Source organism: uncultured Halovibrio sp. (genome assembly GCF_913056445.1).
Lineage (GTDB): Bacteria > Pseudomonadota > Gammaproteobacteria > Pseudomonadales > Oleiphilaceae > Halospina > Halospina utahensis_B.
The window spans coordinates 1-18,486 of the sequence record NZ_CAJXMA010000030.1; the positions used below are offsets into that span (position 1 = coordinate 1).

At 62.7% G+C, this 18,486-nt stretch carries 19 protein-coding genes and 1 tRNA gene; 18 read left to right on the forward strand and 2 right to left on the reverse strand.

Annotated features, from left to right (window positions below; translation table 11 throughout):
• Positions 1-1,193: exodeoxyribonuclease VII large subunit (gene xseA, locus QZ501_RS07765; RefSeq protein WP_295718565.1), on the reverse strand; the 1,193-nt coding region annotated here is incomplete at its 3' end.
• 148 nt (positions 1,194-1,341) lie between these two features.
• On the opposite strand from xseA, the gene guaB reads away from it, so the two are divergent.
• From guaB to QZ501_RS07790, 5 genes are read left to right on the forward strand one after another with little or no spacing between them, the layout of a single operon-like run.
• On the forward strand, positions 1,342-2,805 hold the full coding sequence (gene guaB / locus QZ501_RS07770; RefSeq protein WP_151439066.1) for an IMP dehydrogenase: 1,464 nt from the start codon (positions 1,342-1,344) through the stop codon (positions 2,803-2,805).
• 23 nt (positions 2,806-2,828) lie between these two features.
• Entirely contained in the window at positions 2,829-4,406 is a 1,578-nt protein-coding gene (gene guaA / locus QZ501_RS07775) for a glutamine-hydrolyzing GMP synthase (RefSeq protein WP_151439067.1), read from the forward strand.
• A gap of 12 nt (positions 4,407-4,418) precedes the next feature.
• Positions 4,419-4,922 (forward strand): tRNA adenosine(34) deaminase TadA, encoded by a 504-nt coding sequence (tadA, locus tag QZ501_RS07780; RefSeq protein WP_151439068.1) that lies wholly within the window; start codon positions 4,419-4,421, stop codon positions 4,920-4,922.
• The gene (gene galE / locus QZ501_RS07785) at positions 4,919-5,923 is read left to right on the forward strand and encodes a UDP-glucose 4-epimerase GalE (protein WP_151439069.1); all 1,005 of its coding nucleotides are present in this window, start codon (positions 4,919-4,921) and stop codon (positions 5,921-5,923) included. Before tadA ends, galE begins: the two co-directional genes overlap by 4 nt.
• Before the next feature lie 11 nt (positions 5,924-5,934).
• Positions 5,935-7,278 (forward strand): UDP-glucose/GDP-mannose dehydrogenase family protein, encoded by a 1,344-nt coding sequence (locus tag QZ501_RS07790; protein WP_295718569.1) that lies wholly within the window; start codon positions 5,935-5,937, stop codon positions 7,276-7,278.
• A gap of 119 nt (positions 7,279-7,397) precedes the next feature.
• Here the strand turns inward: QZ501_RS07790 and fabR are convergent, their stop codons facing one another.
• Positions 7,398-8,009, reverse strand: a complete 612-nt coding sequence (gene fabR, locus QZ501_RS07795; RefSeq protein ID WP_095617427.1) for an HTH-type transcriptional repressor FabR — start codon at positions 8,007-8,009, stop codon at positions 7,398-7,400.
• Positions 8,010-8,209: 200 nt separating this feature from the next.
• On the opposite strand from fabR, the gene aspS reads away from it, so the two are divergent.
• From aspS to QZ501_RS07860, 13 genes are all read left to right on the forward strand, one after another.
• Positions 8,210-9,994, forward strand: coding sequence for an aspartate--tRNA ligase (aspS, locus tag QZ501_RS07800; RefSeq protein WP_295718571.1), 1,785 nt, complete (start codon positions 8,210-8,212; stop codon positions 9,992-9,994).
• Between the two features lie 12 nt (positions 9,995-10,006).
• The gene (locus QZ501_RS07805) at positions 10,007-10,759 is read left to right on the forward strand and encodes a YebC/PmpR family DNA-binding transcriptional regulator (RefSeq protein WP_160898081.1); all 753 of its coding nucleotides are present in this window, start codon (positions 10,007-10,009) and stop codon (positions 10,757-10,759) included.
• On the forward strand, positions 10,756-11,271 hold the full coding sequence (gene ruvC, locus QZ501_RS07810) for a crossover junction endodeoxyribonuclease RuvC (RefSeq protein ID WP_151439073.1): 516 nt from the start codon (positions 10,756-10,758) through the stop codon (positions 11,269-11,271). Before QZ501_RS07805 ends, ruvC begins: the two co-directional genes overlap by 4 nt.
• A gap of 12 nt (positions 11,272-11,283) precedes the next feature.
• On the forward strand, positions 11,284-11,907 hold the full coding sequence (gene ruvA, locus QZ501_RS07815) for a Holliday junction branch migration protein RuvA (protein ID WP_095617423.1): 624 nt from the start codon (positions 11,284-11,286) through the stop codon (positions 11,905-11,907).
• Positions 11,908-12,017: 110 nt separating this feature from the next.
• A complete protein-coding gene (gene ruvB / locus QZ501_RS07820; protein WP_295718575.1) occupies positions 12,018-13,037 on the forward strand; it encodes a Holliday junction branch migration DNA helicase RuvB in 1,020 nt (339 codons plus the stop codon).
• Positions 13,034-13,459 (forward strand): tol-pal system-associated acyl-CoA thioesterase, encoded by a 426-nt coding sequence (ybgC, locus tag QZ501_RS07825; protein WP_151439075.1) that lies wholly within the window; start codon positions 13,034-13,036, stop codon positions 13,457-13,459. The genes ruvB and ybgC overlap by 4 nt, the downstream gene beginning before the upstream one ends.
• A gap of 9 nt (positions 13,460-13,468) precedes the next feature.
• Complete coding sequence (tolQ, locus tag QZ501_RS07830) at positions 13,469-14,155, forward strand: protein TolQ (RefSeq protein ID WP_151439076.1); 687 nt, start codon at positions 13,469-13,471, stop codon at positions 14,153-14,155.
• A gap of 18 nt (positions 14,156-14,173) precedes the next feature.
• On the forward strand, positions 14,174-14,611 hold the full coding sequence (tolR, locus tag QZ501_RS07835) for a protein TolR (protein WP_225741634.1): 438 nt from the start codon (positions 14,174-14,176) through the stop codon (positions 14,609-14,611).
• 118 nt (positions 14,612-14,729) lie between these two features.
• Positions 14,730-15,539 carry a cell envelope integrity protein TolA gene (locus QZ501_RS07840; protein ID WP_295718581.1) on the forward strand — a complete coding sequence of 270 codons (810 nt, stop codon included), beginning with the start codon at positions 14,730-14,732 and terminating at the stop codon, positions 15,537-15,539.
• A 6-nt stretch (positions 15,540-15,545) separates the two neighbouring features.
• Positions 15,546-16,859, forward strand: a complete 1,314-nt coding sequence (tolB, locus tag QZ501_RS07845) for a Tol-Pal system beta propeller repeat protein TolB (protein WP_295718584.1) — start codon at positions 15,546-15,548, stop codon at positions 16,857-16,859.
• A 78-nt stretch (positions 16,860-16,937) separates the two neighbouring features.
• Positions 16,938-17,528 carry a peptidoglycan-associated lipoprotein Pal gene (gene pal, locus QZ501_RS07850; protein ID WP_160898084.1) on the forward strand — a complete coding sequence of 197 codons (591 nt, stop codon included), beginning with the start codon at positions 16,938-16,940 and terminating at the stop codon, positions 17,526-17,528.
• Positions 17,529-17,544: 16 nt separating this feature from the next.
• Positions 17,545-18,312, forward strand: coding sequence for a tol-pal system protein YbgF (ybgF, locus tag QZ501_RS07855; RefSeq protein ID WP_295718587.1), 768 nt, complete (start codon positions 17,545-17,547; stop codon positions 18,310-18,312).
• 51 nt (positions 18,313-18,363) lie between these two features.
• Positions 18,364-18,439: transfer RNA gene (locus QZ501_RS07860), tRNA-Lys, on the forward strand.
• The last annotated feature ends 47 nt before the right edge of the window (positions 18,440-18,486 follow it).

Here is an 18,486-nt window from a genome sequence, read left to right on the forward strand (position 1 = left end):
AGATCAAGCTGCGCGCTCAGGCTGCGTATACGGTCGTGGTCGCGTTCCAGGCGGCCACGCACGGCCCGTTCAAGGCGTTCGCGGTTTTCGGAGACGCGTTCGCGGGCCAGGCGCAGACGGTGTTCCGGGCGCACGGCCGCCAGGCGCCGCCAGTACTGGTGCAGCTGCTGCTGGAGCTGGCTGAGATGGCGGCGGGTCTGCTGGTGCAGTCGGGCCTCGAGTTCATCCAGCCGCTGGGCCTGCTCCTGGAGCTGCTGGCGGGGGTGGCGCAGCCGCTGGTGCAGCTCGCCGAGCCGGTCTCTGCGCTGTTGGACAAGTTGGCGGGCGCCGAGGATCAATCGCTCCTCGAGTCCGCTCAGCCGGTCCAGGAATTCCTGCCGGTTGGGTGAGATGGCTTCGGCAGCTGCGGATGGGGTGGGGGCGCGCTGGTCTGCCACCAGGTCAGCGATGGTGATATCCACTTCGTGGCCAACCGCGCTGATGATGGGGATGCGGCTGCGGAAGATGGCCCGAGCCACCGCCTCCTCGTTGAAACACCAGAGGTCCTCGAGTGAGCCGCCGCCCCTGCCCACGATCAGGGCATCACAACGGCCGTGTCGATGGGCGCGCTCGATGGCGGCGACAATGCCGGCGGTGGCATCGGCGCCCTGTACCGGTGTCGGGTAGAGGGTGATCGCAAGCCCCGGGAAGCGGCGGTTCAGTACCGTGAGGATGTCCCTGATGGCGGCCCCGGTCCCGGACGTGACAAGGCCCAGGTGTTGTGGCGGAACCGGCACCGGTTGCTTGTGCTCCATGGCAAACAGGCCTTCGCGCTCCAGGCGGGCCTTGAGCTCCTCGAAGGCCCGTTGCAGGGCGCCTCTGCCGGCCGGCTCGATGGCCTCCACAATCAGCTGGAAATCACCCCGGGCTTCGTAGAGGCTGACTTTCGCCCGGATCAGAACCTGTTCGCCGTCCGCCGGGGCCTGTTTCAGGAGCCGGTTGCGGTTGCGGAACATGGCGCAGCGGATCTGTGAGCGCTCATCCTTGAGCGTGAAGTACCAGTGTCCGGATGCCGGGCGGCTCAGGCCGGAGATTTCGCCCTCCACCTGAACCTCCATGAAACTGGTCTCCAGAAGGCCCTTAACCTGGCGTGTGAGCTGGCTGACGGTAAGGGCGCCGGAGGCGCCCGCGGCGGGGCTTTCGTCTTTACGCATTCAGTCGTCGCAACGTATAATATTCGTTTACTGAAACCGGCGCCACAGGCGCCCTGAAGGGGTTTTCCGAAGTGTGTCTGCCGAGGTGTGCGCAGCACCGGAGTGAACCAGAGAGAATCCCGGAAGGCAAGTTGATAAGGCGGACCCAATGCTGCGAATCGCGGAAGAAGCGCTTACCTTCGACGATGTACTCCTCGTCCCCGGCTATTCCGATGTCATGCCGAATGAGGTGGATCTGCGAACGCCCCTGACCCGGGGGATCCGGCTCAATGTGCCGCTGGTCTCGGCGGCCATGGATACGGTGACCGAAGCGGATCTGGCCATTGCCATGGCGCAGGTCGGTGGCATCGGCATGATCCACAAGAACATGACCATTGAGCAGCAGGCCGCCGCTGTCCGCAAGGTGAAGAAATACGAAAGCGGTGTCGTCAAGGACCCGGTGACCGTGTCACCGAGCACCACGGTGCGCGAGCTGGTTCAGATCACCTCGGCCAACCGGATCTCCGGACTTCCGGTCGTGGATGGCCGCGACCTGGTGGGCATTGTTACAGGCCGCGATATCCGGTTTGAAAGCGGCATGGATACACCGGTCTCGGAGATCATGACCCCGCGCGAGAAGCTGGTGACCGTGCGCGAGGGCGAGGACGTCCAGAACATCAAGGATCTGCTGCACCGCCACCGCATTGAGAAGGTTCTGGTGGTCAACGATGACTTTGAACTGCGCGGTCTGATCACCGTCAAGGATATCCAGAAATCCGAGGATTACCCGGACGCCTGCAAGGACGCCCAGGGGCATCTACGCGTGGGAGCGGCCGTCAGCACCGGCGGTGACACTGAGGCGCGGCTGGATGCGCTGGTCGAGGCAGGCGTGGATGTGGTTGTCGTGGACACCGCACACGGTCATTCCCAGGGCGTGATCAATCGCGTCCGCTGGGTCAAGGAGCGCTACCCGGATCTGCAGGTAATCGGCGGCAACATCGCTACCGCAGAGGCGGCCATTGCGCTGGCGGATGCCGGGGTGGATGGCGTTAAGGTCGGTATCGGCCCGGGGTCCATCTGCACCACCCGCATCGTCGCGGGCATCGGGGTGCCCCAGATCAGTGCCGTCTCCAATGTGGCCGAAGCGCTGCGTGACCGGGATGTCCCCGTAGTCGCCGACGGTGGCATCCGTTTCTCAGGGGACATCGCCAAGGCCATTGCGGCAGGGGCTCATACCGTCATGGCGGGCAGTCTTTTGGCGGGTACCGATGAGGCACCGGGCGAAGTGGAGCTTTATCAGGGGCGCACCTACAAAGCGTACCGCGGCATGGGATCGTTGGGCGCCATGGGGCAGGGCTCCAGTGACCGCTATTTCCAGGACGCAGCCGAAGGCATCGACAAGCTGGTGCCGGAAGGCATCGAAGGCCGTGTCGACTGCAAGGGCCCGATGAAGTCGATCGTTCACCAGCTCATGGGTGGGCTGAAAGCGGCGATGGGGTACACCGGCTGTGGGGATATCCAGGAGATGCGCACCAAGCCCCAGTTCTCGCGCATTACCAATGCTGGCGTCCGGGAAAGCCACGTCCATGACGTGACCATCACCAAGGAAGCACCCAACTACCGCATCAGCTGAGTCCGCCACAACCAGAGGCCCGCATGACCCGGAACATCCATGATCACCGCATACTGATCCTTGATTTTGGTTCCCAGTACACTCAGCTGATTGCCCGCCGGGTCAGAGAGATCGGCGTCTACTGTGAGATCCGGCCCTTTGATGCCACCCCGGAGGAGGTGCGTGAGTACGCGCCGAGCGGGATCATCCTGGCCGGAGGACCTGAGTCCGTCACCGAGATGGGCAGCCCCCGGGCACCCGCCGGGCTGTTTGAGCTGGGCGTGCCGGTCCTGGGCATCTGCTATGGCATGCAGACGATGGCCGAGGAGCTGGGTGGGCGTGTTGCCGGCTCTGACAAGCGGGAGTTCGGGTATGCCCAGGTCCGCGTGACAGCGGAGAGCGATCTTCTGCATGGCATCTCCGATCACGTAACGGATGCTGGTGAACGCCTCCTGGATGTCTGGATGAGTCATGGTGACCAGGTTGTCGAGACACCAGAGGGCTTCGAGGTCCTGGCAGCGACCGACAGTGCGCCTGTGGCCGCGATGCAGAACCCGTCGCACCGGCTCTACGGCGTGCAGTTCCATCCGGAAGTGACCCACACGCTCCAGGGGCAGCGCATTCTCTCCCAATTCGTGCTGGACATCTGCGGCTGCGAGGCGCTCTGGACGCCGGCCGAGATTGTTGAGGACGCCATCCAGCAGATCCGCGATAAGGTTGGCAGCGATAAGGTCCTGCTCGGCCTTTCGGGCGGCGTGGATTCCTCCGTGACGGCGGCGCTGCTGCACCGGGCCATCGGTGACCAGCTGACCTGCGTGTTCGTCGACAATGGCCTGCTGCGGCTCAACGAGGGCAAGCAGGTGATGGATATGTTCGCCCGCAACATGGGCGTCAACGTCATCCACCACAATGCCGAGGATCGCTTCCTGTCCCGTCTCGAGGGTGTTCAGGATCCGGAAGAGAAGCGGCGCCTCATCGGCAATACCTTCATCGAGGTCTTTGACGAGGAGGCGGCGACCATCACCGATGTGGACTGGCTGGCCCAGGGCACCATCTACCCGGATGTGGTGGAATCCGCCCAGTCCCGCAGCGGCAAGGCCACCGTCATCAAGTCCCACCACAATGTGGGCGGGTTGCCCGAGACCATGAAGCTCAAGCTGGTGGAACCCCTGCGCGAGCTGTTCAAGGACGAGGTGCGGAAGATCGGGCTGGAGCTGGGGCTGCCCTATGACATGGTCTACCGGCATCCGTTCCCGGGGCCGGGGCTGGGCGTCCGGATTCTGGGCGAGGTGAGGAAGAATTACGCGGATATGCTGCGCGAGGCGGACGCGATCTTCCTTGAGGAACTGCACCGCTATGACTGGTACCACCACACCAGTCAGGCCTTTGCTGTTTTCCTGCCGGTCAAGTCCGTTGGCGTGGTGGGCGACGCCCGCCGTTATGAATACGTGATCGCCCTGCGCGCTGTGGAGACGCTGGATTTCATGACCGCCCGCTGGGCGCATCTGCCCTATGAGCTGCTCGAGACGGTCTCGAGCCGGATCATCAACGAGATTCCGGGCATCTCCCGGGTCACCTACGATGTATCCTCCAAGCCACCGGCGACCATTGAGTGGGAATAACCGGGTCCATCCATGACCACCGAAGGGGCTGATGAAGCCTGGATGGCCCGCGCGCTGGCGCTCGCGGAACAGGCGGAAGCGCGGGATGAGGTGCCCGTGGGGGCAGTGATCGTTCTCGACGGGGAGGTTGTGGGCGAGGGGTTCAACCAGCCCATTTCCGGTCATGATCCGACTGCGCACGCGGAGGTTCGGGCGCTCAGGGATGCCGCGCAGCGGATTGGTAATTACCGGCTGACCGATGCCACCCTCTATGTGACCCTTGAACCCTGTACCATGTGTGCGGGTGCGCTGGTGCACGCCCGTATTGGAACCCTGGTTTTCGGCGCCCGTGAACCCAAGGCCGGTGCCATCCGTTCCCGGGCCCGAATGCTGGAAGCGGAGCATCTGAACTGGCAGGTTGGGGTCCGCGAGGGCATCCGGGAACCGGAGTGTCGCGACCAGCTTACGGCCTTCTTTGCCCGCCGCCGGGCTGAGAAGAAAAAACGCCGGGATGATTCAGAAGGAGAGGATGAGTGACAGACAGGGTGTTGGTGACCGGCGGTGCCGGCTACATCGGAAGCCATGTGGTACGCCAGCTGGGTGAAGCGGGTTACGACGTGGTGGTGTTCGACAACCTCTCAACCGGCCATGAATGGGCCGTTACACACGGGAAACTCGTGGTGGGTGACCTGGCGGACCCGGAGGCCCTGGAGGCGCTGTTTGCGGCCAATGAGTTCGCCGCCGTGCTGCATTTTGCGGCCCACATCATTGTGCCCGAGTCGGTCTCGGACCCGCTCAAGTACTACCGCAACAATACCCGTAACACGCTGAACCTGCTGGGGGCGATGAGCCGCCATGGCGTGAACCGCATCGTCTTCTCGTCCACCGCGGCCGTCTACGGCATGCCGGATCAGCAGGTTCTGACCGAGGACCTGCCATTGGCGCCGATCAACCCCTATGGCGCCTCCAAGATGATGAGCGAGCGCATGATCATGGATCTGGCGAGCGCCAGTGATCTGGACTATGTGATCCTGCGCTACTTCAACGTCGCCGGGGCGGATCCCCAGACCCGCCTCGGCCAGGCTACGCCGGAAGCCACGCACCTGATCAAGGTGGCCTGTGAATGCGCAACAGGCGCGCGGGATGGCATGCAGATCTTCGGAACGGATTACGGCACGCGGGACGGTACCTGCGTCCGGGACTACATCCATGTCGAGGACCTGGCCAGTGCCCACGTGCGGGCCCTGGAGCATATGCAGCAGGGGAACGGCTCCGAGATCCTCAACTGCGGTTATGGGCGGGGGTTCACCGTGCGTGAGGTCATTGATGTGGTAAAACGTCTCTCCGGCGCCGACTTCCCTGTGACGGAGGCGGAGCGCCGTGCCGGTGATCCGGAGGCGCTGATGGCGGATAACCAGAGGATCCGCCGGCGCCTTGACTGGGCGCCGGCCTACGACGACCTGGACACCATCGTGCAGACCGCGCTTGACTGGGAACGCCACTGGCAGGCGCGCCAGAACAACCCAACGGATCAGTAAGGAACAGCAGCATGCGCATCACCATTTTCGGAACCGGCTATGTGGGCCTTGTCACCGGCGCCTGCCTGGCCGAGGTGGGGCATCACGTCATGTGCATGGACGTGGACCAGGCCAAGATTGATCGCCTGCGCGAGGGCATCATCCCCATTTACGAGCCCGGCCTGGAGCCGATTGTCGCGCACAATACCGCCGCGGGCCGCCTGCAGTTCACCACGGATGTTGTTGAGGCTGTCGATTACGGGGAACTGCAGTTTATCGCTGTGGGCACGCCCTCGGACGAGGATGGCTCGGCGGATCTGAAGTACGTGCTGGCGGTGGCGGGCAGCATCGGCGAGCACATGAACGACTATAAGGTTGTGATCGACAAATCCACGGTGCCGGTGGGGACCGCGGACAAGGTGCGGGAAGCCGTGCGTGGCAAGCTCCTGGAACGGAGCGCCGACATCGACTTTGACGTGATCTCCAACCCCGAGTTCCTGAAAGAGGGCGCGGCGGTTGATGATTTCATGAAGCCGGACCGCATCATCGTGGGCACCGACAGTGACCGCCCGCAGGAGCTGCTGCGTGAGCTCTATTATCCGTTCAACCGCAACCATGAACGTGTCATCTTCATGGACGTACGCTCGGCGGAACTCACCAAGTACGCCGCCAATGCCATGCTGGCGACCAAGATCAGCTTCATGAACGAGGTGGCCAACCTGGCCGAGCGCCTGGGGGCGGATATTGAGCATGTTCGCCGTGGCATGGGCTCGGACCCGCGCATCGGTTACCACTTCATCTACCCGGGCTGTGGTTACGGCGGTTCCTGCTTCCCCAAGGATGTGAAGGCGCTGGCCTGGACCGCCCGGGAATACGACTACGAAGCACGCCTCCTGGATGCCGTTGAGGCGGTGAACAGTGCCCAGAAGCATGTACTCTTCGACAAGGTCAGCCATTACTACGGTGGCGATCTGGCAGGGAAAACCGTGGCGCTCTGGGGACTGTCGTTCAAGCCCAAGACTGACGACATGCGCGAGGCGCCCAGCCGGGTGCTGATGGAGAAGCTCTGGGCGGCCGGAGCCAGTGTGCAGGCATTTGATCCGGAAGCCATGGAGGAGACCCAGCGCATCTATCCGGACCAGCCCGGTCTGCAGCTGTGCGGGACCAAGGAGCAGGCGCTCAAGGGCGCGGACTGCCTGGTGATCTGTACCGAGTGGAAGGAGTTCCGGTCACCGGACTTCGCCCAGATCGCGGCCGCCATCCGCTCGCCAGTGGTCTTTGACGGGCGCAACCTGTACGACGAGAAAATGCTGGGGCGTCACGGGCTGAGTTACTACGCCATCGGGCGAGGGCTCAACCAGTTCGGTACACGCTGAAAAAAACGCCTGGTGCGGCGAATTTCTGCGTTGCGCGGTGCTCGCGAACTCGCCTACCAGGCAGGTATGCCTCCTTCGCTGCGCTCCGTGCGCCTTGAACTTCGCCGCACCAGGCGTTTTTAAGTTTCAGCCATGGTCTGGGCGCCAACCAGCACCATCCTGAGCTGGATCTTGAGCTTCTCCTTGAGGTTGGCGCGCTGCTTCGCCGGCGCGTCCAGCGCTTCCGCGCCCAGGTGGAAGACCAGTACCACCATGGATTCGGCAACCAGATGAGGGTCGGACAGGGGGCGCTGCTTGCCTGTGGCCAGCTTCTCCAGATCTTCCGCCAGCTCCGTGACGAAATGATCGATCTCGGCCTGGACCGCCGTGCGGAAGATACGTGATACCCCGGTGCGCTCGCGCAGCAGAAGGCGGAAAAGGTTGGCGTTGTCCGTGAGGTACTCCATGAAGGTTTCCACGGACGTATTGATGGCCCCGCCCTCGCGCTCGATGCGCTTGCGGGCCTGGCGCATGAGCTGGCGCAGGGCTACCCCGGCCTCATCCACCAGTGCCAGCCCCAGTTCATCCAGATCCGTGAAGTGGCGGTAGAACGACGTGGGCGCAATGCCGGCTTCGCGGGCGATCTCGCGCAGACTCAGGCTGCCGAAACCCCGGTCGGCACTGAGCTGGCGCAGCGACGCGTCCATCAGGGCACGGCGGGTCTTGAGTTTCTGTTCGGCGCGGACGGACACCCTTAAGCCTCTCCTTCAAACGGGATGAATCGCCGGTAATGGTAGCCGTTGCGGGGGCCCGCGTCACGGATACAGGGGCGCTGGCTGTGCGCGTGCACCGGATCACGCTGTCATGGTCTGACTTCGCGGCCTGATGCCGTTATAATACCGGCCCTTTAACCACATCGGCGGAAGCCCCAGGCAAACAGGAACCAATGGGTATGCGCAGTCACTATTGCGGCGGAATCAACGAATCCCACATTGACGAGACAGTGACCCTCTGCGGTTGGGTTCACCGGCGCCGGGATCACGGCGGCGTGATCTTCCTCGACCTCCGGGACCGGGACGGCATCGCGCAGGTGGTGTTTGACCCGGATACCCCGGACAGCTTCGCCCAGGCCGACCGGGTTCGCAACGAGTACGTCATCCAGATCACGGGCCGTGTGCGTCGGCGTCCGGAAGGCACCGAGAACGATCATATGGCCACGGGCCAGATCGAGGTGCTGGGCAAGGAGCTGACGATTCTCAATGAGTCCGCCACACCGCCGTTCCCGCTTGATGAGTACACGGAAGCGGGCGAGGATGTGCGTCTGCGTCACCGCTACGTGGATCTGCGGCGCCCGGAGATGGCCCAGCGGCTGCGCTTCCGTTCCCGCGTGACCAGCTACCTGCGCAACTTCTTGGACGGCGAGGGCTTCATGGACGTGGAGACACCCGTTCTGACCCGCGCCACGCCGGAAGGCGCCCGTGACTACCTGGTGCCGAGCCGTACGCACGCTGGCAGCTTCTTTGCCCTGCCGCAGTCGCCCCAGCTGTTCAAGCAGCTTCTGATGGTCTCCGGCATCGACCGCTATTACCAGATCGCCAAGTGCTTCCGCGACGAGGACCTGCGGGCGGACCGCCAGCCCGAGTTCACCCAGGTGGACGTCGAGGCCTCCTTTGTCACCGAAGAGGACATCATGAACGCCATGGAACGCATGGTGCGCAACCTCTTCAGTGACCTGCTGGGCGTGAACCTGCCCGAGTTCCCGCGCCTGCAGTATGCCGAAGCCATCCGCCGCTTCGGCAGCGACAAGCCGGACCTGCGGATTCCGCTGGAGCTGGTGGATGTGGAGGACCTGGTCCAGAACGTGGACTTCAAGGTCTTCTCGGGCCCGGCCAAGGACCCGAAAGGTCGGGTTGCGGCCCTGCGCGTGCCGGGCGGCAGTGAGCTGACCCGCAAGCAGATCGACGACTACACCGAGTTCGTCGGCATCTACGGCGCCAAGGGTCTGGCCTACATCAAGGTCAACGACCGCTCCGCCGGTATCGAAGGCCTGCAGTCGCCCATCGTCAAGTTCCTGGGCGAGGAAGCAACCATGGCCATCATGGACCGGGTCGAGGCAGCCGACGGCGACCTGGTCTTCTTCGGTGCCGACAAGGCCAGCGTGGTGGACGAAGCCCTGGGCGCGCTGCGTGTTCGCCTGGGCCATGATCTGGGCATGGTGGAAGGCGAGTGGGCCCCGTGCTGGGTGGTCGACTTCCCCATGTTCGAGGAAGACGACGACGGCAAGCTGCACGCGCTGCACCACCCGTTCACCGCACCGGTCTCCGCGGAGGAGCTGCAGAGCAACCCGGCGGGTGCATTGTCGCGGGCCTATGACATGGTGCTCAACGGCACCGAGCTGGGTGGCGGCTCCATCCGTATCCACGACGAAGCCACCCAGAACGTGGTCTTCAACAGCCTGGGCATCGGCAAGGAAGAAGCACGCGAGAAGTTCGGCTTCCTCCTGGACGCCCTGCGCTTCGGCGCGCCGCCCCACGGTGGCCTGGCATTCGGGCTGGACCGGCTGGTGATGCTGATGACCGGTGCCGGGTCCATCCGTGACGTGATCCCGTTCCCGAAAACCCAGAATGCGACCTGCCTGATGACGGATGCGCCTGGCGAGGTGGACGAGAAGCAGCTGCGTGAGCTGCATATCCGCCTGCGCCGCAGCGCCAAGGGTGATCAGGAAGGTAACAACTGAGCGAGGCAGGGCATGGCCGGACACAGCAAGTGGCACAACATCCGACACCGCAAAGCCGCGCAGGATGCGAAGAAGGGCAAGATCTTCACCAAGCTCATCAAGGAGCTCTATGTTGCCGCCAAGGAGGGTGGCCCCGAGCCGGAGGATAACCCCCGGCTGCGCAGTGCCGTGGACAAGGCGCTGAGCAACAACATGAAGAAGGACAGCATTGACCGCGCCATCGAGCGTGGGGCGGGCAATGCGGACGGTGAGAACTACGAGGAACTGGTCTACGAAGGCTATGGTCCGGGTGGCGTTGCCATCTACGTGGAAGCCATGACGGACAACAAGAACCGTACCGTCTCAGACGTGCGCCATGCGTTCAGCAAGTTCGGCGGTAATCTGGGCACGGACGGTTCCGTTGGCTTTCTCTTCAACCGTCAGGGCACGCTCAGCTTCAGCCCGGAGCATGATGAAGACACCATCATGGAAGCGGCACTGGAAGCCGGCGCCGAGGACGTGCGGGTGAACGACGACGGATCCAAGGACGTCATCACTACGCCGGAACAGTACATGGACGTTAAGGACTCCCTGAAGTCGGCAGGCCTGGAGCCGGACCATGCCGAGGTGAGCATGGTGCCCATGACCACGGTGGCACTGGAAGAGGATGGCGCTGATACCAACCTCAAGCTGATCGACTGGCTTGAGGATCTGGATGACGTCCAGAACGTCTACACCAATGCCGACTTCCCCGAGGCGGCGCTGGAGCGCTTCGGGTACGCATGACCATCATCCTGGGCGTGGATCCCGGCTCGCGGATCACCGGCTACGGCGTGATCCGCAGCAACGGCCGCCACCTGGAATACCTGGACAGCGGCTGCATCACCATGGGCGAGAAGGCCATGCCGGAGCGCCTGCAGACGATCCACGCCGGGCTCGCCGAGATCATTGAGACCTACCGGCCGGAAGAAATGGCCATCGAAAAGGTCTTTCTATCCCGTAATGTCGACTCCGCCTTAAAACTTGGACAGGCGCGTGGCGTTGCCATTGTGTGTGGCGCCAACGCGGGTCTGCCCGTGGCTGAATACTCTGCCCGCCAGGTCAAGCAGGCGGCGGTGGGCAAGGGCAGTGCCGACAAGCATCAGATCCAGCACATGGTTCAGGCCATCTTCAAACTCACCCGCCAGCCCCGCGAGGACGCCGCCGACGCGCTGGCCATCGCCCTGTGTCACGCGCACCTGCGCCAGGGGCTGGCCCGCACCGGGGCGACCGAAAGCCGCAACGGGCGCGCACGCTGAAGGAGACTCGCCATGATCGGTCGCATCCGCGGCATCCTGATTGAGAAACAGCCCGGTGACGCCCTGATCGAAGCCGGGGGCGTGGGTTACGAAGTGGACATCCCGTACACCACTTTTTTCCGCCTTCCGGATACGGGCCAGGAGGCTGTGCTCTACACGCACCTGGCCGTGCGCGAGGACGCCCAGCAGCTCTACGGCTTCGCCAATAAGGGTGAACGCGAGCTATTCCGTCTGTTGATCCGTACCAGTGGCGTCGGGCCCAAGCTGGCCCTGGCCATCCTCTCCGGGCTGGAGGCGGACGCCTTCATCCGGGTGGTGGAGGACAACGACGTGGCCGCCCTGGTCAAGGTTCCCGGCGTGGGCAAGAAGACCGCGGAACGGCTGCTGATCGAGGTGCGCGACCGTATACGCCAGCTGGAGAAGAGTCCGACGGGCACCACGCGCGAGGAGGCGGTCAGCGAGCTGCCCGGTATCGAGCCGGTGTCCGCCAGCCCCATGGAAGAGGCGGAGGCGGCCCTGATCGCGCTGGGATATCGCCCGCAGGAGGCGGGCAGGGCGCTGCAGGCGGTGGCCGAAGAGGGCATGACCAGCCAGGAGCTGATCCGTCTGGCGCTGAAGAATATGATGAACCGTTAACCCCCTTTAATTCTGGCTCCACAGCTGACATTCACGTAACGTGACCGTCTGATCAAAGTTTGTAAAATGCAGGCGCTGAACAGGGCGGCCTGGATGGGCTGAAAGGCGTTATGATTGAATCCGATCGACTGATCTCCGGCCAGTCAGGGCCGGGCGAGGACAACCAGGACCGGGCGATCCGTCCCAACACGCTGCGCGAATACGTGGGTCAGCCCACGGTCAGCGAGCAGATGGAGATTTTTGTCGGTGCTGCCCGTGGTCGGCGCGAAGCACTGGATCATGTCCTCATCTTCGGGCCGCCCGGCCTGGGCAAGACCACACTGGCCAATATCATTGCCAATGAGATGGGCAGCACCATCAAGGCGTCCTCCGGGCCCGTGCTCGAAAAGGCCGGGGATCTGGCAGCACTGCTGACCAACCTGGAAGAAGGCGATGTGCTGTTCATCGACGAGATCCACCGGCTCAGCGCTGCCGTTGAGGAAGTGCTGTATCCAGCCATGGAAGACTACCAGCTGGACATCGTGATCGGTGAGGGTCCGGCGGCTCGTTCCATCAAGCTGGATCTGCCGCCCTTCACGCTGGTCGGGGCCACCACCAGGGCCGGTCTGCTGACCTCACCGCTGCGGGACCGGTTCGGTATTGTCCAGCGCCTGGAGTTCTACAGCACCGAGGACCTGACGCACATCATCGAACGGTCATCGGCGCTGCAGTCCATCGATATCGAAAACGGCGGCGCCCGCGAGATCGCGCGCCGCTCGCGGGGGACACCGCGCATCGCCAACCGCCTCCTGCGCCGTGTGCGGGACTTTGCGGAAGTACGTGCGGACGGCCGGGTGACGGAAGCCATTGCGGATCAGGCGCTGAACATGCTCAAGGTGGACTATCAGGGCTTCGACCACATGGACAGGCGCCTGTTGCTGGCGCTGATCGAGAAGTTCGGCGGCGGGCCCGTGGGGGTGGAGAGCCTCTCGGCGGCCATCAGCGAGGAGCGGGGCACCATCGAGGACGTGCTTGAACCTTTCCTGATCCAGCAGGGGTTCATGATGCGCACACCGCGGGGGCGCATGGCGACCCAGCACGCCTATCTCCATTTTGGGTTTGATGCCCCGGAAGGAGAGGCAGCCCGATGAGCGGTTTCCAGTGGCCGGTGCGGATCTATGTGGAGGACACGGATGCCGGGGGCATCGTCTTCTACGCCAATTATCTGAAGTATTTTGAGCGAGCGCGCACTGAGTGGGTGCGCTCGGAAGGTGTGGCCCTGCGTGGGCGACTGGAGAGCGAAGGGGTGGCCTTTGTGGTGCACAGCCTGAACGTCCAGTACCACCAGCCGGCCTTCCTGGATGATGAGCTGATGGTCTCAGCGGATCTCATTGCCGGTACTCGAACGGCCATGACATTCCGCCAGCAGGCACACCGGAAGGCGGATGACGCACTGCTGGTCGACGGCGAGGTCAAGGTGGCCTGCGTTCAACTGCCCGCCGGGCGGCCGAGGCGCATGCCCGAAGACATCCAGGCCCTGGTGAACAGGACACTGCAACCCAACAACGAATAGGAGCATTCCGTGGAGGGAGATCTTTCGGTCTGGTCGCTGATCGCCAATGCCGGGATCATTGTGCAGCTGGTCATGCTGCTGTTGCTGCTGGCATCCATCGGATGCTGGGGGCTGATCTTTCAGCGTATCCGGATCTATCGCCAGTCCCGGCAGGAGCAGGCGGCTTTCGAGGAGCGCTTCTGGTCCGGCATGGACCTGGGGCAGCTCTACAAGGAGGTGACCGGAAGCCCGGCGCCCCATGGTGGCGTGGAGAATGTCTTCCGGGCGGGTTTCAAGGAGTTCACCCGGCTGCGCCAGCAGAGCCACGATGCCGAAGCGGTGATGGATGGCACCCAGAGGGCGATGAAGGTGGCCCTGGCCCGGGAGCTGGAGCGCCTGGAGTCCAATCTGCCGTTCCTGGCCACAGTTGGCTCCACCAGTCCCTACGTGGGTCTGTTCGGCACGGTCTGGGGGATCATGAACAGTTTCATCGGGTTGGCGCAGGTACAGCAGCCCACGCTACAGACGGTGGCGCCGGGTATTGCTGAGGCGCTGATCGCCACGGCAATGGGGCTGTTCGCAGCCATTCCGGCGGTGGTGGCCTATAACCGCTTCACCGCCCAGACGGATTCTCTGATCAAGAACTATGAGACCTTTGCCGAGGAATTCGCCAGCATCCTCCATCGGAGAGTGCACAGCCACGGAGCCAGCGGTTGACCGCCGGGAGGTGATGCCATGGATATGAGTCCACGCCGTTCGCGCCAGGCGCCGATGTCCGAAATGAACGTGGTGCCCTACATTGACGTCATGCTGGTACTGCTTGTGATCTTCATGATCACAGCGCCCATGCTGACCCAGGGGGTGGACGTGGATCTGCCGAGCACTGAGGCGGAACCACTGCCGGTGGATACTGAAAAAGAGCCGGTGATCATTTCGGTGGATTCCAACGGCGGTTATTTTCTGGAAGTCGGGGATGACCGGGGAAAGCCCAAGTCCCTGAGTACGGTTGTGGACGAGGTGGCCGCCATTCTTGCTGAGCGCCCGGATGCGGACGTCTTTGTGCGCGGTGATCAGCATGTGCGCTATGGCACTGTGATCCGCCTGATGTCGTCCCTCCAGAGTGCCGGGGCAAGCCAGGTGGGGCTGATTACCGAGCCACCGGAGGACGAGTGATGGTCGGATTTGGTCAGGGCGGTGCGTCAGCACGATGAAACGGGACTGGCAGCGCATCATCCAGGCCGCGGGCGCTCTGGGGGACCGGGCGATTCCGCTTTGGAGCCGGATTCTCGGGATGGACGAAGCCGAGCTCCGGGAGTGGAAGTGGCCCTTTATGGGGTCCGTCGGACTGCACCTGTTGATCGTGCTCCTGGCGGTGGCCGGCTGGGACTGGCAGACCCAGGAGCCGGAATTTCAGCAGCCCCAGGCCGTACAGGCCAGGGTTGTGCAGGCCCAGCAGCAGGAACCGGAGCCTGAGCCACAACCGGAGCCTGAGCCGGAACCGGAACCAGAGCCGGAGCCAGAACCAGAGCCGGAGCCAGAACCAGAGCCGGAGCCAGAACCAGAGCCGGCGCCAAAACCTGAGCCGGAGCCAGAACCTGAGCCGGAGCCAGAACCTGAGCCGGAGCCGGAGCCGGAACCGGAACCGGAACCAGAACCAGAACCAGAAAAGAAGACACAGGATAATCGGCGTTCAGAGCAGGAAGAGCGTCTGAAGGAGCTGGCTGAGCAGGCTGCACAGGAACAATCTCAACCAGACAAACTTCAGGATGAAGGCGTAGAAGCTGATGTTGAGAGTACTGATGGAGTCGATCTTCAAGATGAGGAAAGGCGTTTAACGTCATTATTCAAAGACGCTGTTCGATCTCATTGGTATCCGATAGCTGGAAGTGAAGATCTATCTGTACAGCTAAGACTGGAGCTTCTTCCTACTGGTGAGGTTCAGTCTGTAGATGTAATTGAGAGTAGCGGTAATAAGGCATTTGATGAGGCAGCATTGAGAGCGGTTCGGCGAGTTGATTCGTTCCCGGTGCCCGAAGATACAGATGTTTTTAATGAACTTATTCGAGGCGGTTTTACGATGATTTTCAGCCCGGAGGAGTAGGCGAGCATGACCCAGAACCATCGCAGAGCCGGCCAGGCGCTGCTGCTGATGTGCCTGATGCTGGCAACGCTCGCGGTGCAGGCCGACATGGTGGTGCGCGTCACCGAGGGCGCGGATCGGCGCATGCCCATTGCCGTGGTGCCGTTCGGGGTCAACCACTCACAGGATGCCCCCGAGGATCTCGACAGCATCATCCGGGATGACCTGACCATGAGTGGTGACCTCAAGCCCCTGGAACCCTCCCGTATGCTCAGCCTGCCGACGTCCGGGGATGACATCCATTTCCGCGACTGGCGGGTTCTCGGCCAGCAGTTCGTGCTGGTCGGGGAGGTGGATTTTGATGCGGAACGCAATCGTTACATCCTCAGCTATGAGCTTTTCGACGTCAGCCAGCAGGAACGGCTGCTCGGCTCGCGGGCGTCGGCCGCGCCCTCGGAGCTGCGGACGCTGGCACACCATGTGAGCAACCGGATCTATGAGCGGGTTACGGGGATCCCCGGTATCTTCAACACCCGACTGGCCTTTGTGACGCGCACGGGCAGTGGCGAGGATGTTGAGTACCGGCTCAAGGTCAGTGACGTGGATGGGTACCGGGATCAGGTCCTGCTGCGCTCCAGTGAGCCGATTCTGTCTCCGGAGTGGTCACCGGACGGTAAGGAGCTGGTCTACGCGTCGTTCGAGAGTGGTCGCCCTGCCATCTACCGGCAGGTGGTGAGCAGTGGCGAGCGGCGCCGGATCGCTCACTTCCGGGGGCTCAATTCGGCGCCGGACTGGTCGCCGGACGGGGAGTCGCTGCTTCTGACGCTGTCGAAGGACGGGAGCGCGGACATCTACGAGATGCCGCTGGACACACTGGAGCCGCGCCGGCTCACCCGCCACTATTCCATCAACACAGAGCCAAGCTGGTCACCGGACGGTGAACGCTTTGCCTTCACTTCCGACCGCTCGGGCAATCCCCAGGTCTACATCCAGTCACTGGGTGGTGGTGATCCCGAACGCCTGACCTTTGAGGGCAACTATAACGCCCATCCGATCTATGGGCCGGAGGGCGAGGAAATCTTCTACATTCACCAGGCCGACGGGCGCTTCCTGCTCGGCTCGGTGGATCTGGAGACCGGTGAGGAACGTGTGCTCTCCGGCTCCGAGATTGACGAGGCACCTGCTATGGCGCCCAATGGGCGTCTGGTGCTCTACGTCACCAATGCCGGCGGACGGACGGGAGCGTTGGAGATGACCACCGTTGACGGGAATGCGCGTTTCACGCTGCCTGTCAGGCACGATGGCATCCGCGATCCCGCCTGGTCACCGCTGGCTGAGTAGATCCTGATGTTTGCAGTATTATCAGGAACATCATACATTAAACGTAATCCAAAACCGGAAAACCAAAAAGGAAGGCCAATGACCGATCTTCTCAAGAACCGTGTACTGATGCTGGGCTTTGCCCTGCTCTTCGTAGCGGGTTGCAGTTCAACAGCAACCGAACCGGAGGGCTCCGGGTCCAACGGTATGGATGAGACGGATATGGAGCAGCAGAGCGATTCCGATGCTGACACCAGTGATGCCTACGGTGCTGGTGACGGCAGCGGCGTCTCTGAAGAGGCCATGACGGCGGAAGAGCGCGCGCGGAAGTCTCTGGAGCAGGCGAAGGAAAAAGCCATGCAGGCTGCTTCCACCATCTATTTCGATTTCGACAGCTCCGAGATCCGTCGCGAATCCCAGTCCATTCTGGAAGCTCACGCGGCATACCTGGCTGAAGACGATGACGTCACCGTCGTGCTCGAAGGTCACACCGACCAGCGTGGCAGCCGTGAGTACAACATGGCCCTGGGTGAGCGCCGTGCGGAATCCGTGGCCCGCTTCCTGCGTGTGAACGACGTGTCCTCTGACCAGATCGAGACCGTCAGCTACGGCGAGGAGCAGCCCGCGGTTGAAGGCAACAACGAAGAAGCCTGGGCTGAGAATCGTCGGGTTGAGATCAACTACGAATAAGCCCATGCGGAGTCTGTTGACAGCAGGCCTGATCCTGGCAGTGGTCGGAGCCTCTCCGGCCATTGCCCAGGATGACGGCGAAGCACCGCTGGTTTCCGGGGGTGACCCGGAACGTTCAGGGGGGAGTTCTGCCGGTGAGCTGTTTTTCCTGGTTGAGGATCTGAGGGTGGAAGTGCAGCACCTGCGCGGCCAGCTCGAGGAAACCACCCATCAGGTGAAACGCCTCAGGCGGCAGGCCCGTGAGCGTTACATTGATCTCGACGAGCGACTGGTTGACCTCAATTCACGTCTGTCCGAGCTGGAAGAGGGCTCCGGGGAAACCAAAGACGGTGAGACTGCCAGTGACAGCGGTAATGACGGCGATGGAAACGGAAACACGGAATCCACGTCCTATCGCCAGCCTGATAAGGCTGAGCGTGAAGCCTATGCCTCGATCCAGTACCTGATCCAGGAAGAGCAGGACTATGAGGCCGCCATTGACGAGATCTACAGTTTTCTTGAGGAGTACCCGGAAGGGGATCTGAGCGTTAATGCCTATTACTGGCTGGGGGAGCTCTACCTGAGTCAGGGCAAGCATGAGCAGGCACAGCAGGCGTTCACGATCGTCACCTCGAAACACGGATCCCATCGCAAGGCACCGGACGCGCTGTTCAAGCTTGCGGTTGCCCATGATCGTGCTGGTAACAGCGAACAGGCCCGCAGAATTCTGGATCAGCTCGGAGAGCGTTACCCGGAATCCGAGGCTGCTGCCCTGGGACGTGAATACCGCAATGAAATGGGTTGATTCGAACGGGTTGCGAAAACCGAAAATTTAAGTACCATATGCGCCTCGTTTGGGTCGTTAGCTCAGTTGGTAGAGCAGTTGGCTTTTAACCAATTGGTCGCAGGTTCGAATCCTGCACGACCCACCATTCCCACCCCCCGCTTTAACCCCCGCAGCCCGGCCGTTTGTATCCGA

Excerpts from the sequence above, each read along its gene's own strand:
- QZ501_RS07840 (WP_295718581.1), top strand. The coding sequence starts at position 14,730 with ATGGACGAAGCCGAGCTCCGGGAGTGGAAGTGGCCCTTTATGGGGTCC.
- QZ501_RS07790 (WP_295718569.1), top strand. The coding sequence starts at position 5,935 with ATGCGCATCACCATTTTCGGAACCGGCTATGTGGGCCTTGTCACCGGC.
- guaB (WP_151439066.1), top strand. The coding sequence starts at position 1,342 with ATGCTGCGAATCGCGGAAGAAGCGCTTACCTTCGACGATGTACTCCTC.
- aspS (WP_295718571.1), top strand. The coding sequence starts at position 8,210 with ATGCGCAGTCACTATTGCGGCGGAATCAACGAATCCCACATTGACGAG.
- tolR (WP_225741634.1), top strand. The coding sequence starts at position 14,174 with ATGGATATGAGTCCACGCCGTTCGCGCCAGGCGCCGATGTCCGAAATG.
- tolB (WP_295718584.1), top strand. The coding sequence starts at position 15,546 with ATGACCCAGAACCATCGCAGAGCCGGCCAGGCGCTGCTGCTGATGTGC.
- ruvC (WP_151439073.1), top strand. The coding sequence starts at position 10,756 with ATGACCATCATCCTGGGCGTGGATCCCGGCTCGCGGATCACCGGCTAC.
- ruvB (WP_295718575.1), top strand. The coding sequence starts at position 12,018 with ATGATTGAATCCGATCGACTGATCTCCGGCCAGTCAGGGCCGGGCGAG.
- ybgC (WP_151439075.1), top strand. The coding sequence starts at position 13,034 with ATGAGCGGTTTCCAGTGGCCGGTGCGGATCTATGTGGAGGACACGGAT.
- QZ501_RS07805 (WP_160898081.1), top strand. The coding sequence starts at position 10,007 with ATGGCCGGACACAGCAAGTGGCACAACATCCGACACCGCAAAGCCGCG.
- guaA (WP_151439067.1), top strand. The coding sequence starts at position 2,829 with ATGACCCGGAACATCCATGATCACCGCATACTGATCCTTGATTTTGGT.
- ruvA (WP_095617423.1), top strand. The coding sequence starts at position 11,284 with ATGATCGGTCGCATCCGCGGCATCCTGATTGAGAAACAGCCCGGTGAC.
- tadA (WP_151439068.1), top strand. The coding sequence starts at position 4,419 with ATGACCACCGAAGGGGCTGATGAAGCCTGGATGGCCCGCGCGCTGGCG.
- pal (WP_160898084.1), top strand. The coding sequence starts at position 16,938 with ATGACCGATCTTCTCAAGAACCGTGTACTGATGCTGGGCTTTGCCCTG.